The 15,172-nt window shown below is 34.2% G+C and carries 18 protein-coding genes; all 18 read left to right on the forward strand.

Features of this window, described 5'->3' with window-relative positions; genetic code table 11:
• The first annotated feature begins 55 nt into the window (after positions 1–55).
• On the forward strand, positions 56–328 hold the full coding sequence (locus DFR57_RS13780; RefSeq protein ID WP_114353794.1) for an HU family DNA-binding protein: 273 nt from the start codon (positions 56–58) through the stop codon (positions 326–328).
• A gap of 178 nt (positions 329–506) precedes the next feature.
• The gene (locus DFR57_RS13785; protein ID WP_170132988.1) at positions 507–1,289 is read left to right on the forward strand and encodes a heptaprenyl diphosphate synthase component 1; all 783 of its coding nucleotides are present in this window, start codon (positions 507–509) and stop codon (positions 1,287–1,289) included.
• A 3-nt stretch (positions 1,290–1,292) separates the two neighbouring features.
• A complete protein-coding gene (locus DFR57_RS13790) occupies positions 1,293–2,009 on the forward strand; it encodes a demethylmenaquinone methyltransferase (RefSeq protein ID WP_114353796.1) in 717 nt (238 codons plus the stop codon).
• A gap of 18 nt (positions 2,010–2,027) precedes the next feature.
• Positions 2,028–2,996 carry a heptaprenyl diphosphate synthase component II gene (hepT, locus tag DFR57_RS13795; protein WP_114353797.1) on the forward strand — a complete coding sequence of 323 codons (969 nt, stop codon included), beginning with the start codon at positions 2,028–2,030 and terminating at the stop codon, positions 2,994–2,996.
• Between the two features lie 19 nt (positions 2,997–3,015).
• Entirely contained in the window at positions 3,016–3,462 is a 447-nt protein-coding gene (gene ndk / locus DFR57_RS13800; protein ID WP_114353798.1) for a nucleoside-diphosphate kinase, read from the forward strand.
• 17 nt (positions 3,463–3,479) lie between these two features.
• Positions 3,480–4,268 carry a CheR family methyltransferase gene (locus DFR57_RS13805; protein WP_245937475.1) on the forward strand — a complete coding sequence of 263 codons (789 nt, stop codon included), beginning with the start codon at positions 3,480–3,482 and terminating at the stop codon, positions 4,266–4,268.
• 122 nt (positions 4,269–4,390) lie between these two features.
• Positions 4,391–5,557 carry a chorismate synthase gene (gene aroC / locus DFR57_RS13810; RefSeq protein WP_114353799.1) on the forward strand — a complete coding sequence of 389 codons (1,167 nt, stop codon included), beginning with the start codon at positions 4,391–4,393 and terminating at the stop codon, positions 5,555–5,557.
• Positions 5,557–6,636, forward strand: a complete 1,080-nt coding sequence (gene aroB / locus DFR57_RS13815) for a 3-dehydroquinate synthase (protein ID WP_114353800.1) — start codon at positions 5,557–5,559, stop codon at positions 6,634–6,636. Before aroC ends, aroB begins: the two co-directional genes overlap by 1 nt.
• Complete coding sequence (gene aroH, locus DFR57_RS13820; protein ID WP_114353801.1) at positions 6,633–6,998, forward strand: chorismate mutase; 366 nt, start codon at positions 6,633–6,635, stop codon at positions 6,996–6,998. Before aroB ends, aroH begins: the two co-directional genes overlap by 4 nt.
• Before the next feature lie 28 nt (positions 6,999–7,026).
• Entirely contained in the window at positions 7,027–8,130 is a 1,104-nt protein-coding gene (gene hisC, locus DFR57_RS13825) for a histidinol-phosphate transaminase (protein WP_114353802.1), read from the forward strand.
• Entirely contained in the window at positions 8,130–9,230 is a 1,101-nt protein-coding gene (locus DFR57_RS13830) for a prephenate dehydrogenase (protein ID WP_114353803.1), read from the forward strand. The genes hisC and DFR57_RS13830 overlap by 1 nt, the downstream gene beginning before the upstream one ends.
• A gap of 5 nt (positions 9,231–9,235) precedes the next feature.
• Positions 9,236–10,531 carry a 3-phosphoshikimate 1-carboxyvinyltransferase gene (gene aroA / locus DFR57_RS13835; RefSeq protein WP_114353804.1) on the forward strand — a complete coding sequence of 432 codons (1,296 nt, stop codon included), beginning with the start codon at positions 9,236–9,238 and terminating at the stop codon, positions 10,529–10,531.
• Positions 10,532–10,601: 70 nt separating this feature from the next.
• Complete coding sequence (locus tag DFR57_RS13840; RefSeq protein WP_245937476.1) at positions 10,602–11,912, forward strand: tetratricopeptide repeat protein; 1,311 nt, start codon at positions 10,602–10,604, stop codon at positions 11,910–11,912.
• Between the two features lie 28 nt (positions 11,913–11,940).
• The gene (locus tag DFR57_RS13845) at positions 11,941–12,501 is read left to right on the forward strand and encodes a ReoY family proteolytic degradation factor (protein WP_114353805.1); all 561 of its coding nucleotides are present in this window, start codon (positions 11,941–11,943) and stop codon (positions 12,499–12,501) included.
• Positions 12,502–12,535: 34 nt separating this feature from the next.
• On the forward strand, positions 12,536–13,003 hold the full coding sequence (locus tag DFR57_RS13850) for a DUF2487 family protein (RefSeq protein WP_114353806.1): 468 nt from the start codon (positions 12,536–12,538) through the stop codon (positions 13,001–13,003).
• Positions 13,004–13,177: 174 nt separating this feature from the next.
• A complete protein-coding gene (locus DFR57_RS13855; protein ID WP_114353807.1) occupies positions 13,178–13,687 on the forward strand; it encodes a Rieske (2Fe-2S) protein in 510 nt (169 codons plus the stop codon).
• Between the two features lie 2 nt (positions 13,688–13,689).
• Entirely contained in the window at positions 13,690–14,364 is a 675-nt protein-coding gene (qcrB, locus tag DFR57_RS13860; RefSeq protein ID WP_114353864.1) for a menaquinol-cytochrome c reductase cytochrome b subunit, read from the forward strand.
• Positions 14,365–14,392: 28 nt separating this feature from the next.
• Positions 14,393–15,166: a menaquinol-cytochrome c reductase cytochrome b/c subunit gene (locus tag DFR57_RS13865; RefSeq protein ID WP_114353808.1), complete on the forward strand. Its 774-nt coding sequence runs from the start codon at positions 14,393–14,395 to the stop codon at positions 15,164–15,166.
• Positions 15,167–15,172 lie beyond the last annotated feature (6 nt).

The following is a 15,172-nucleotide window of genomic DNA, read 5'->3' on the forward strand; positions in this document are numbered from 1 at the left end:
TAAAACCATTTATGTTCGTAATTGCAAATGATCTTATTGGGAGGAGGTGAATAGCATGAACAAGACAGATTTAATTAATAGTGTTGCTGAAAAAAGTGAACTATCTAAGAAAGATGCAACAAAAGCTGTAGACGCAGTTTTTGAATCTATCATGGATTCACTTAAAGATGGTAACAAAGTTCAATTAATCGGCTTTGGTAACTTTGAGGTACGTGAGCGTGCTGCTCGTAAAGGTCGTAACCCACAAACTGGAGAAGAAATTGAAATTCCAGCAAGTAAAGTTCCTGCTTTTAAACCAGGTAAAGCCCTTAAGGATATCGTAAAATAATTTTTGTACATAAGGGCTAAAAGGGGTGCACATTGTGCACCCCTTTTTTATACGATAAATCTATTGCAGTACAATAAAAATATATGATAATAATGATTATCAAAGACTTTTCGTGAGATATCTTGTGGTATACTATGTTAATATAGTGATGGTGTAAAGAAAGGATATGGTGATTGTAATGAGTGCTACTAATATTATTCAACAGTATATTTCTCAAGTGAAAACAGACATCCGTCATCCGTATCTTGATAAATATATTACCCATCCTGTTATAGAACCTCAAAAAGTAAAGGCCTTAAACATCATATTAACTGATACCATAAGTGAACCAACAAAGACTACATATATTAAAGCTACATTATTTGTTCAATTAGCATTACATACGCATGACTTTATTGATTTAAATAACGCCGAAAATGAAACGATGGAAACCACAAAAAAAAGACAATTACGTGTACTTGCTGGTGATTACTATTCTGGTCTATATTATCAACTCCTTTCTAAAAATAATGAAATAGAGTTTATACGGATATTAGCAAATGCAATAAAAGATACCACCGATACGAAAATGACAGTCTACTATAAAAAGCATTCAAGTATTTTGCAATTTATAGATGAATTTGCAAATGTGGATTCAAAATTAATTTTAGCTGTACTAAAAAAAGTAAACACCGCACTGGATGCTACGTTTATTCAAAATTGGCTAACCTACCATTTACTACGCAGAGAACAAAAGTTATTAGATAAAGGTGAAACGTCAGTCTTCATAGAACTTTTACAAAAAAATTTCGCGAAGAAATTTACGAATAAGGTCCTTTCTAGTAAACTTATCGATGCAATGACTCATTATAAAAAGAAACTTGAAAAAAGCGACCATCAACTCTCAAATGCATATGATGACTTTTCCTTAGATACTGAGGAAATGATGATAGAATCGCTTGATCCTGTGAAAGAAGGGTAACATATGGATAAGAACACAAAAGAGGCAAAAGTTCATCATGTTTTTGAATCTATAAGTGAAAAATACGATAGTATGAATTCCATTATCTCTTTTCAAAAACATAAAAAGTGGAGAAAAGATGTAATGAAAAAAATGGAGGTTGCAGAAAATTCCAAAGCATTAGACGTGTGCTGCGGTACAGGAGACTGGTCGTTTGCATTAGCTCAGGCTGTTGGTGAAGGTGGAGAAGTAATTGGCCTTGATTTTAGCCAAAACATGCTCGCAGTTGCAAAAGATAGACATAAAAAAAGCACGAATCAGCATTTGACATTTATTCATGGCAATGCGATGCAGTTACCATTTGAGGATAATTCATTTGATTACGTTACGATTGGCTTTGGACTAAGGAACGTACCTGATTATTTAACAGTGTTAAAAGAAATGCACCGTGTGGTGAAACCTGGTGGGAAAGTTGTTTGTTTGGAGACTTCACAACCTACATTACCTGTTTTTAGACAAATGTATTATTTTTACTTCCGTTTTATTATGCCTTTGATAGGCAAGCTATTCGCTAAAAGCTATCAGGAATATGCATGGCTTCATGAATCAGCTAAGGATTTCCCTGGAAAAGAAGCATTGCGTAAACTTTTTAAAGAAGCAGGATTCAATCATGTGAAAGTGAAAAGTTATACTGGGGGAGTTGCGGCTATGCATATGGGAATAAAAAATAAAGAAAATTAAAAAGCAAAGGTGAAAGAAATGAAACTAGTTCGCTCGTATGCTTACTTAAAAAAAGATTTAAATACAATTGAATCAGCTCTAGAAAGTACTGTAATAGCAGAGCACAAAATATTACATGAAGCCTCCCTACAATTATTAAAGGCAGGAGGCAAACGTTTGCGACCAGTTTTTGCATTACTTGCTTCTAAATTCGGAAATGCAAGTAATGAAAGAGTAACAAATGTAGCAAGTACATTAGAGCTAATTCATATGGCTTCATTGGTACATGATGATGTCATTGATAATTCTAATTTGAGAAGAGGAAAACCAACAGTAAAAGCTAAATGGGATAACCGAATAGCAATGTTTTCTGGAGATTTTATCTTTGCTCGCGCTTTAGAAAGATTTACTACTGTTGAAGATAAAAAGGCACATGAAGTTCTTTCACATACTATGATCGAATTAACCCTAGGTGAAATTGAACAAATAAAAGACAAACATAATTTTGATCAAAATCTACGTACATACCTACGAAGAATAAAAAGGAAGACGGCATTATTAATTTCATCCAGCTGTCAATTAGGCGCCATTGCTGGTCGATGTTCCCCTCAAATAGAAAAAGCACTTTTTCGCTATGGATATTTTATAGGAATGTCTTATCAAATTATTGATGATATTCTAGATTTTACTGCAACAGAGGCGCAGCTCGGAAAGCCTGCTGGAAGTGACCTTCTGCAAGGGAATATTACATTACCAGTTTTTTACGCGATAGAAAATAGTGAATTAAAGCAAGATTTAATTCACTACTTCCATAAAAATAATAATGATGAAATTAGTTTTTCTGAATTATTGAATCGAATTAAAGAATCAAACGCAATTGAACGATCTAGGGAATTAAGTAATCAATATTTACAAAAAGCTTATGATTCATTAGCCTATGTACCTGAATGTAAAGCAAAAGACACCTTGTTAGACATTGCTAATTACATTGGTGCGAGACAAATATAATTTATTAGAGGTGACTATGATGGAGAAAACATTTTTAATGGTAAAGCCAGATGGAGTTCAAAGAGGAATAATCGGTGAAATTATTACCAGATTTGAAAAAAAAGGATTTAAAATTGTTGCAGCAAAGTTCATGACAATATCAGAAGAATTAGCAAATAAACATTACAACGAACATGTTGGAAAACCTTTCTTTAATGATTTGGTAAGCTTTATTACATCAGGACCAGTATTAGCTATGGTTTTAGAAGGAGAAGATGTTATTGCTTCTTCAAGACAAATGATGGGGAAAACAAATCCTCATGATGCTGAGATAGGAACTATTCGTGGTGACTATGCTGTTGTTATGAATCGAAATCTCATACATGGCTCAGATTCAAAAGAAAATGCACAACGTGAGATATCATTATTCTTTGATGAAAAAGAAATTCAAGATTATGATAAAGCGATAGACAATTGGATTCATTAATTGGGGGAGAAAAATTAGTGAGTAATGAAGTAGAAGATTATCAGCAATTTGTAAAAAAAATATATTCAAAAACTGGAATTGATTTATCTCTTTATAAAGAAGTGCAGATGAAAAGAAGGTTAACTTCACTTCGAAATAAAAGAGAGTACGCAAGTTTTGCATTATATTATAATGCATTAATTAAAGATCAAGAGCTACTAAGAGAGTTTTTAGATAAAGTAACGATAAATGTTTCGGAATTTTATCGCAATGGATCAAGATGGAAGATACTTCAAGAAAAAATTATACCAAATTTAATTGCAAACAAAAAAAAGATAAAAATTTGGAGTGCTGCTTGTTCGACTGGTGAAGAGCCATACACTCTCGCTATGGTTGCTAATCAATTTTTTGATCTCAATCAAATCGAAATTATAGCAACAGATATCGATTCAAATGTACTTGCTAGAGCTAAACAAGGTTTATATAATGAACGTGCTCTTCAAGAAGTTCCGGCTGACATTAAAAAGAAATATTTCACACAAGAAGGAACTTCATTTAAAGTTGATGAAAAATTAAAAGAATGTATTAAATTCAAAAAGCACAACCTACTAGCAGATACATACCCAAAAGATTTCGATTTAATTGTATGTAGAAATGTCTTAATTTATTTTACTGAAGATGCAAAAAGTAAAATATATCATAATTTTAATCAGGCTCTTGTCTCTGATGGAGTATTTTTTGTTGGTAGTACAGAGCAAATATTTAATCCTGAAAAATATGGTTTCAAAGTCTTAGATACCTTTTTTTATCAAAAAAGTAATTTTTAGTATAAAAATTATTATATTTTTCCGAAAATTAAAAATAAACAAACTTTTTCACTATATTCTAGCCAAAATATTTAAGAGGTGTGATATAGTAATTAAAAATATTTAAACAGGGGGAATCTTCATTGCGCTATTTAACTGCTGGAGAATCACATGGAAAACAATTAACTACAATTGTAGAAGGGCTTCCGGCTAATTTGCCCATAAGCTCTGAGGATATAAATGAATCATTATTACGCCGCCAAAAAGGACATGGTCGAGGTAAAAGGATGCAAATAGAGAAGGACCTAGTTGACATTGTTGGTGGTATTAGACATGGATATACATTAGGCTCACCAATTGCTCTAGTGGTGCATAATGATGACTTCAAACATTGGATAGACGTAATGGGAGAAGATCCAGTTGCAGAAGACCAAAACATTAGAAGAGTGGTTACTCGACCAAGGCCAGGTCATGCTGACTTAAACGGCGCGATTAAATACGGTCATCGTGATATGAGAAACATTTTGGAGCGTTCTTCTGCTAGAGAAACTGGAGCAAGAGTTGCAGCTGGAGCAGTTGCTAAAACTTTATTAAAAAATCTGGATATAGAAATCATAGGCTATGTAAAAGAAATCGCTGGAATAAAGGCGAAGGAATACGAAGATATGCCAATGAATGAAAGAAAAGATATTTCTGAAGAATCAGCAGTTCGTTGTCTAGATCCAGAGGCAAGTCAAAAAATGATGGATGCCATTGATCAAGCCAAAAAAGACGGGGATTCCATTGGTGGAGTATGTGAAGTTTACATCGAAGGTTTGCCCGCTGGTTTAGGGTCATATGTGCATTATGATAGAAAATTAGATGGTCGAATTGCTGGAGCTGTATGCAGTATCAACGCCTTTAAAGGTGTTGAATTTGGAATAGGCTTTGAAGCTGCTAGAAAAAACGGTAGTCAAGTTCATGATGAAATTGCTTGGAATAAAGAAGATGGATATTACAGAAAATCAAATCGTTTAGGTGGCTTTGAAGGTGGGATGACAACAGGAATGCCTGTTGTTGTAAAAGGAGTAATGAAGCCAATTCCTACTTTATATAAACCACTTCAAAGCGTTGATATTGAAACAAAAGAAGTTTTTAATGCAAGTATTGAACGATCTGATTCCTGTGCTGTACCAGCCGCTGCAGTTGTTATGGAACACGTGGTTGCATTCGAAGTTGCAAAAGCAATTACTGAGCAGTTTCCTAACGATCAATTCCCTAAATTAAAAGAAGCGATAGATCAATATCGTGAGGAAATAAGGAATTTCTAATGCATACAGAAAAGATTCAAACTAATTTAGGTAGCTATCGTGTCCATGTAGCATCTGGTCTCAGATTTAATATTAATCAATTAATAGAAAAAGAATATAAACGAATTTTACTCATCACTGATTCCACAGTTGATAAGCTTTATGCTGATGATATTTCTAAGGGATTTGATGAAGCTGTGGATATTTTAAAATATGTCGTACCCTCAGGTGAAGCTTCTAAAAATATAGAAGAGTACTATCGCCTTTTAACATATTCTATTGAAAATAACATGGATCGTCATTCCCTAATTATTGCACTAGGTGGAGGAATGATTGGTGATTTGTCTGGTTTTGTAGCTTCTACTTTTATGAGAGGGATAGATTTTATTCAAGTCCCAACTACCATCTTAGCTCACGATAGTAGTGTTGGTGGAAAAGTAGCAATCAATCATCCTGAAGGAAAAAATTTAATTGGTAGTTTCTATCCTCCAGTTGCAGTAGTTTATGATGTTGATACATTACATTCTTTACCTTCTCATGAAATAAGGTCAGGTTATGCTGAAGTTATAAAGCATGGTTTTATTGCTAACGGCGACTTATTAAAAGACGTACTTCATTTAGATATAAAAAATGAGATTGAAAACACGCAATTGATAAGGCATCTATGTGACGGTATTAAAGTAAAAGCAAATATTGTTGAGAAAGATGAAAAAGAAAGTAGCATTAGAAAATTTCTGAATTTTGGCCATACCTTAGGGCACGCGATAGAGTCTGAAATGGGTTATGGTAATTTAACCCACGGGGAAGCTGTAGCGATTGGAATGCTGTTCGCTTTGGAAATAAGTGAAGAAAAATTCAATGTGGATTTATTTTCTTCAGATTATCAAGCTTGGATGGATTTTAATCATTATCCTATTAAAATCGGAAAGCTTAATTTATCCCATTTAATAAAACGGATGAAAAAGGACAAAAAAGCTAAACATGCGATTGTGCAAATGGTATTGCTTGAAAATATTGGAAAACCAATTCTTGTAGACTTCACAGATGAAGAGCTATCAGCTTATTTGGATAAATTTCTAAGAAAGTTGGGGTCAAATTGATCAGAGGAATTAGGGGTGCGACAACTGTTCGTTTCAATGAAGAAGATGAAATTATAAAAGAAACGAAACGTCTTATGGAGGAAATGGCAAAAAGTAACCAGGTGAATCCTGAACTTATTAGCTCTGTTTTTATTTCTGTGACTTCAGATATAACAGCGACCTTTCCAGCGAAGGCCTTACGACTAATAGATGGCTGGAAATATGTACCGGTGATGTGTATGCCTGAAATTGATGTTCCAGGTAGTTTAGAGAAATGCATTCGAGTAATGATGTCAGTTGAAACGAAATTGCCACAAGATAAAGTTAACCATACTTATTTGAATGAGGCGATTCAATTACGTCCCGATTTAACGAAAGAATAATTTGGCAATAGAACAGGAGCGATCAATTATGAAAGCAAAAGAAGTCTTTAACACGATGACTCCTTATACCCCTGGTAAGCAAATTGAAGATGTTAAAAAAGCTTATGGTTTAACGAATATAGTGAAATTAGCGTCGAATGAAAATCCTTTTGGGTATTCGGAAAAAGTCCAAACTGCTATTCCTAAAATGTTAGAACACCTTGAAATTTATCCAGATGGATACGCTACAAAAATTAGAGAAGAGCTAGCTAATAGACTGAATGTAGAAAAAAACCAATTAATTTTCGGTTGTGGTTCTGATGAAGTAGTCGATATTATATGCAGAACCTATTTAGATCAATCATCTGAAACTATTATGGCAGTACCTACTTTTCCACAATATAAGCATAACTCATTAATTCAAGGAGCAAGTATTAAGGAAGTTCCATTGATCAATGGATACCATGATATAAAAGGAATGCTAGAAGCTATTTCAAGTAAAACCAAAATAGCTTGGTTGTGTTCACCGAATAATCCCACTGGAGCATTAATTCCAAAACAAGAATTACTAATGTTTTTAAAAGAATGTCCAAAAGATATTTTAGTAGTATTAGATGAAGCATACTATGAGTATATTTCTGATGAAAATAATCCTCAAAGTATATCTTTACTACAAAAATATCCTAATTTAATCGTATTACGCACCTTTTCTAAAGCCTATGGTCTAGCGAACTTACGAATTGGTTATGGTGTAGCTTCAATAGAAATAGCTAATACATTAAATATTGCACGAGGTCCTTTTAATACAACATCCATAGCACAAGAAGCAGCTACGATTGTTCTACAGGATGAGGATTTCCTGGCAAATACTCTTGATGAAAACAGTAAAAATAAAAAAGCTTTTTGTGATTTTCTCGAGGAGGTTGGCTTAACTGCCTACGATTCAGAAGCAAATTTTATCTTCGTGAAATTACCTACAACAGGCGATCAATTATGTGAATATCTTTTAGAGCGCGGTTTTATAATTCGATCAGGAGAAGCCTTAGGTCATCCAAATGGTGTTCGTATTACAATTGGCGCAAAGGAACATATGGAAGAACTTTCACAATTAATAAAAGGTTTTTTAGAAGAAGTAAAAGAGGAGAATAAGTAGTGGAACAAAAAGTTCTGGTAGCGGGCCTCGGTTTAATCGGAGGCTCGTTAGCTTTAAATATTAAAAAAAATACAAATGCATTTGTTTATGGCTATGATACTAACCCGTCCACGTTAGAATACAGTAGGATGAACGGGATAACAGACGCAGTCTCTACTGATTTTGAAGAAGTTATTCAAAAGGTGGATATTTGTATCTTAGCAGCACCGGTTTCCGTAACGGTTGATTTAATTCATCAAATCTCTCATATTGCATTTGAAAATAAGATTATCATTACTGATGTTTCTTCTGTTAAAGGTCCCGTTATGGAAGCGGCGTTAAGTATAACAAACCCTAATATTTCCTTTATTGGTGGCCATCCTATGGCAGGTTCTCATAAAAAAGGTATCCAAGCCTCTAAAGGTCATTTATTTGAGAATGCTATCTATGTGCTTACACCTACCGAATCTTCTACTAGTAATGATATAAATGACTTGAAAACATTACTATTTCACACTAAAAGTAAATTTCTTATTTTAGATGCTGATGAACATGATGAAATGACTGGTGTAATCTCACATTTCCCTCACCTCATTGCCTCTTCACTTGTTCACCAAGCTAAAAGCTGGCAGAAAAAGCATCCTTATATCCCTAAGTTAGCCGCAGGTGGGTTTAGAGATATTACTAGGATAGCTTCAAGTAATCCTAGTATGTGGAAGGATATATTCTTTCTGAATAAGGATAAAATGAGCACGCTATTAGCCGATTGGATAAAAGAAATGACAGAAATAAAAGAACTTATTGACTCAGGAGAAAATGAGAAAATCCAGAAATATCTAGAAGAGGCAAAAGATTTTAGAGATGGTCTAGACAGTAAGAAAAAAGGCGTTATACCTTCGTTCTATGATCTTTATGTCGATATTTTTGACCAGCCTGGTGCCTTGCTAAAAGTTATTGAAATTTTAGCAAACCAAGCAATTAGTATAAACAACATTGAAATTTTGGAAATTCGCGAAGGAATTACAGGTGTTTTAAGACTTAGCTTTCAAGATAAAAATGACCAAGTTGTTAGTAATGCTATATTAAAAAGAAATGGTTATGAAACCATGATAGAAGAATAGGAGGGATGTATTTGTCAACGAAGTTATTGAACTATACGAATCAGTCGATAAAAGGGGCTATTCAAGTTCCTGGAGATAAATCTATTTCTCATCGTGCAGTGATGTTTGCCTCAATGGCTAATGGAACCTCATTAATTACAAATTTTCTAGCAGGTGAGGATTGTATCTCTACTATAAACGCATTTCGTTCAATGGGTGTAAACATTACCCAGGAAAATGATAATGTTACGGTTAACGGAAGAAGTATAGCAGGACTTAAAGAACCATTAGTACCTATTAATTTAGGGAATTCGGGTACTACTTCTAGATTATTATTAGGGATTCTGGCTGGTCTTCCGCATCATTTTACTTTATTCGGAGACGCTTCCTTAACTGTTCGCCCTATGGACCGAATTGTTGTCCCACTCTCTTTAATGGGTGCCCAAATTGATGGTAGAGAACAAGGTAAATATCTTCCACTTGCCGTTAGGGGTAAAGAATTAAACGCGATTACCTATCATACACCAGTTAAAAGTGCGCAAGTAAAGTCTGGGGTTTTGCTCGCGGGTTTATTAGCAAATGGAACCACTGTAGTGGAAGAAGATGCTAAAACAAGAGATCATACCGAAAACATGCTTCAAGCATTTGGTGTAAAGCTTGAAATTGATAAAAATACAGTAAGTATCGAGGGTAAACAGCAGCTTACAGCCTGTGATATACAAGTACCAGGAGATATTTCATCTGCAGCATTCTTTCTTGTTGCTACGGCACTTGCTAAAAATAGCAAATTAACCATTGATGAAGTTGGCCTCAATCCAACAAGAACTGGAATATTAGATGTTTTAAAAATGATGGATGTAGATATCGATGTCGTAGAAGAGAAAACAATTGGTGGCGAATTAATCGGATCCATTAAAGTTCAAAGCTCCGATATAAAAGCTACTACAATTGAAGGAGATATCATTCCTAGGATTATTGACGAAATTCCTATTATTGCTTTACTGGCAACGCAAGCATCAGGAAAAACCATTATTAAAGATGCCGAAGAATTACGATTTAAAGAAACCGATCGAATCGCTTCTGTAGTCGAAAATTTAAAAGCACTTGGTGCAAATATTGAACCTACTAATGATGGTATGATTATTAATGGTCCTACTAAATTAAAAGCAAATAAAACCAATTCTTATGGTGATCATCGTATAGGTATGATGGTTGCAATTGCCTCTTTGATAGCGGAAGGCACAATTGAATTATCTGACGCAGCGTGTATTTCAGTATCATATCCTAGGTTTTTTGAAGATTTGGACAAACTAATAAACTAATATTTAAAACTTTGACTTCTTTCATGTTATCATCGATTTACGATCGATAAATGTTAGGAGTTTTTTATTGATGCTTCTAACTTGCTCAGATATGATAAAAGAAGATGAAATTACAGACATGTATAGAAGGGTTGTTTATATGAATATTTTTGAACAGGGTATAGAGTGGATTCAAGAAGGTAAAACAGAAGAAGCTATTGTACTATTAGAAGACAATGTAATGGAAGTCGATCTAGATCAAAGGTTAGATATTGCAGCATTATTTATTCAGCTAGGCTTACATGACAAAGCAGAGCAAATATTGTTACAAATAAAAGATAATAGTGAAGCGAAAATATTATTATCAGACATTTATATTGATCTTGATAATGACGATGAAGCTATCGCTATTTTAAATGAATTTGAGCCAGAAGAAGAAGGTTATCTTGCTGCATTAGTGCAGTTAGCAGATCTTTATCAATCTCAAGGATTGTATGAGGTGGCAGAAAATAAATTATTAGAAGCAAAAAATACCAATCCCACTGAAATTGTGATTGATTTTGCTTTAGGCGAATTGGCGTTTTCGTTAGCCGAATATGTGAAAGCTAGTAATTATTATGAAAAAGTATTACGAAAAGAAAGCCAAGTAGCAGATATAGATATTAAGCTTCGTCTAGCAGAAGCTTATGCTGGCTCTGGTGAATTTGAAAAAGCATTTGAATTTTATGAAAATAGTGATACAAATGATCCAGAAGCCTTGTTTAGATATGCGTATTTAGCTTTTCGAGCAGAAAGATTTGATATTGCTATAGATTCCTTTAAAGCACTATTAGAAAAAGATGAAGACTATCCTGCTGTCTATCTATACCTAGCAGAAGCTCTCTATGAAGAAGGGCAAAAAGATGAAGCTTATAAGATTGCCAAAAAGGGTGTAGAGATAGATCCTTTCAGCAAAGAATTACAACTAGAACTAGGAAGGTTAGCTCATCAATTTAGAGAAGATGAGCTAGCAGAAGCTTCTATAAAAAAAGCGTTAGAATTAGATCCTGACTATAAAGAAGCTATATTATTTTTAATTGAAGTATTTAAACAGAAAAATGACTATACTGCCATTATCGACCATTTAACCTTGTCTACTGAGCTTGATGACCAGGATGGACTTCTTAAGTGGGAATTAGCAAAAGCATATAGTGAAGAAGAGTATTATGAAAAAGCATTAAAATCTTACGAGGAAGCATATAATAATTTAAAAGAAGATGCAGATTATTTAAAGGATTATGGGTACTTTTTAATGGAAGAAGGAAAAGTAAAAGAAGCAATCGTGATACTAGACAGCTATTTAAAAATAGATCCTTCTGATGTTGAAATGGAAGAGTACTTGAATCGCGTTAAAGAACAATAAGTCTTTAAATATTGGAGGGGAAAACAGCGTGGAATCTTCCATAACATTAAAAGATAAGAAAGACTTTATAAAGTATTTCTTAAGTCATTATCAGCCAAAGAAAAGAGAAAGTGTTTGGATTCTTAATTATTTGTTAAATCATGATGAAATTTTGAATTACACTCATTTTGTTCGTGAAGCTAAGTTTTGTCCACGCGCCATGATTATATCAACACATTGTACGGATCAAGTTGCTTTTCGGTTTTACAAAAAGCATATTGTGACAACAGATGCGGATAAATCTTTTCATGATATAAGATTAAACCGTAAGGACCCAATTTATATTCAACTTAATTTTAAAAATTCGAAATACTCTATCCCATATGCAGTAGTGTTAGAGGATAATCCATATTTACCTGAAGATTATTTTCTTACAAGTGGGGATAAAGAGAATATTAGCGAATTACTAAGTTTTTCTGTCTACAAATTTCAAAAGGATAAAATTGAAGCAGCAATAAATAATGCTTTAGACTCTAAAAATGAAACTGATTTTATTTTTTATACCAACGCCTTAAAGGATTTAGAAGAAAGTAATAAAAAGCTTAAATAAACTTGGGATAATTGACAAAGGATGAAAATAAACCATGGAATGGAAACAAAAGGATAGAGAACGATATCAAGAAGCAAAAGAGTACGTCGATACAATATTCATACCACTTCTAGGAATTGATGATATTGCATCAAATCAGGCTCAAGATTGGTTAGAACAAGCAGATGCAATACAAGTAATATCCAAAGAAATCGAAAGACATTATACTGGTCGTGTTTTCTTATACCCAACTTATACCTACCATGTAAAATGTGATTATCAATTAGAAGTAAACCGCTTAAACAATTGGATAGAAAACCTTAAAAATGAACATTTCAAACATGTGTTTTTCTTAAGTTTTGATCCACAATGGAAATTAAATGAGAAGGATCTTAATGGACAATTATTATGGATTACTGCACCTTCGATAAATGAAAGAGAAAAAGAGGATGCCTTAAAGGTGTTACATCATCAAGCAAAGCTATTATCTGATTTGATTCGAACTTATTGGAAAAATAGTTAAATTGGTGCTTATTTTTTCAAATATGCTATTGACTTTTAAAAAACATACTAAATAGTATTTTTAGTAATTATATTTTATTGACCGGGTCCTTAGTTTGCGCTATCATGGTAATGTCCTAGTATTATAAGAGATAAAAATCCATGATTCGGAATATAGACAGAGGGGGGTAAAATTATGAGTGGGAAAAAACAACCAGTATCGCGTCGTCAGTTTTTAAATTATACACTTACTGGGGTAGGTGGATTTATGGCAGCTGGTATGTTAGCACCAATGGTTCGCTTTGCCATTGATCCAGTATTACAAGCTTCTAGCGGTGGAGATTTAAAGGCTGTTGCGCAAGTGGACGAACTAACAACTGAACCACAAAGATTTGATTGGACGATTGATCAAGTTGATGCATGGTATGAATCCGAAGTTACAAAAAGTGCGTGGGTATATAAAACAGATAATGATGAAATAATGGCTTTATCTCCTGTGTGTAAGCACTTAGGCTGTGTAGTTAATTGGCAAGGGGATCCTGATCATCCTGAGCAATTCTTTTGTCCATGTCATGATGGAAGATATTATAAGGATGGGGTAAACGTACCAAATACACCTCCTAATGCTGCTCTTGATGTGTTTGAGCATGAAGTAAGAGAGGGTACACTGTATTTAGGTAATGCGAAACCAAGAGGGGAGTTTTAATGATGCTACAGAAAGTATACGATTGGATTGATGATCGTGTAGATATCACCCCATTATGGCGAGATATTGCCGATCACGAAGTACCAGAGCATGTAAACCCTGCGCATCACTTTTCTGCGTTTGTTTATTGTTTTGGTGGATTAACTTTTTTTGTTACTGTTATTCAAATTTTATCCGGTATGTTTTTAACAATGTATTACGTACCAGATATTGAAAACGCTTGGCGAAGCGTATATTATTTACAAACAGAAGTTGCTCATGGACAAATTGTTCGTGGAATGCACCATTGGGGAGCTAGTGTGGTAATTGTCATGTTATTTTTACATACTTTACGCGTGTTTTTCCAGGGTGCATATAAAAAACCTCGTGAGCTTAACTGGATGGTAGGTGTCATGATCTTTTTCATCATGCTAGCACTTGGTCTAACTGGTTACTTACTTCCATGGGATAATAAAGCATACTTTGCAACACAGGTAACGTTAGAAATTGCTGAAGGTGTGCCATTTATTGGTGAAGCAACTAAATCTTTACTTGGTGGAGACCCTGAAATTGTTGGGGCACAAACACTTACAAGATTCTTTGCTATTCATGTATTCTTCTTACCAGCCGCATTATTTTTACTAATGGGTATTCACTTTATTATGATTCGTAAACAAGGGATCTCAGGCCCACTATAAAATTCATGGATGAAAAGGAGGGATAGCTGTGAAAAGAGGAAAAGGAATGCGTTTTGTCGGTGATTCACGTGTTACTGCCGACAAACAAAAATTTATTCCAAAAGATTATTCAGAATATCCAGGCAGAACGGAAGCATTCTGGCCAAACTTTCTATTAAAAGAATGGCTAGTTGGGGCAGTTTTTCTAGTAGGCTTTTTATGCTTAACAATTGCTCACCCAGCACCATTAGAAAAAATGGCTGATCCAACTGATGCTGCATATTTACCTTTACCTGACTGGTATTTCTTGTTTTTATATCAATTACTGAAATATCAATTTGCAAGTGGCCCATACGTTGTTTTGGGTGTTATCGTTATACCTGGATTAGCTTTTGGCGGTCTGTTACTAGCTCCGTTTTTAGATAAGGGTCCAGAAAGAAGACCACATCGCAGGCCAATTACAACTTCTTTAATGCTACTCGGAATTATTTCTGTATTTTGGTTAACCTATGAAGCGGCAGCTGCCGTCGATTATGAGGCAAAAGCAGAAAATAACAAACCCGTATTAGAAGAAGAAGTTGAGATTGATACAGAAGATCCAGGCTATGCAGCTTATGAGAATAGTTGTTTGCAATGTCATGGTGGGTCTTTAGAAGGTGGTGCAGCAGCTCCTAGTTTAATAGGAATCGAATATACTGCTGATGAAATTAAAGAAATCGCTGTTGATGGTATCGGCTCTATGCCTGCTGATCAGTTCCAAGGAACAGATGAAGAATTGGATCAATTAGCAGAATTTATCGTTTCAGTTAACGAAGAAGAATAAAAAAAG

It is taken from the genome of Saliterribacillus persicus, from assembly GCF_003337485.1.
Lineage (GTDB): Bacteria > Bacillota > Bacilli > Bacillales > Amphibacillaceae > Saliterribacillus > Saliterribacillus persicus.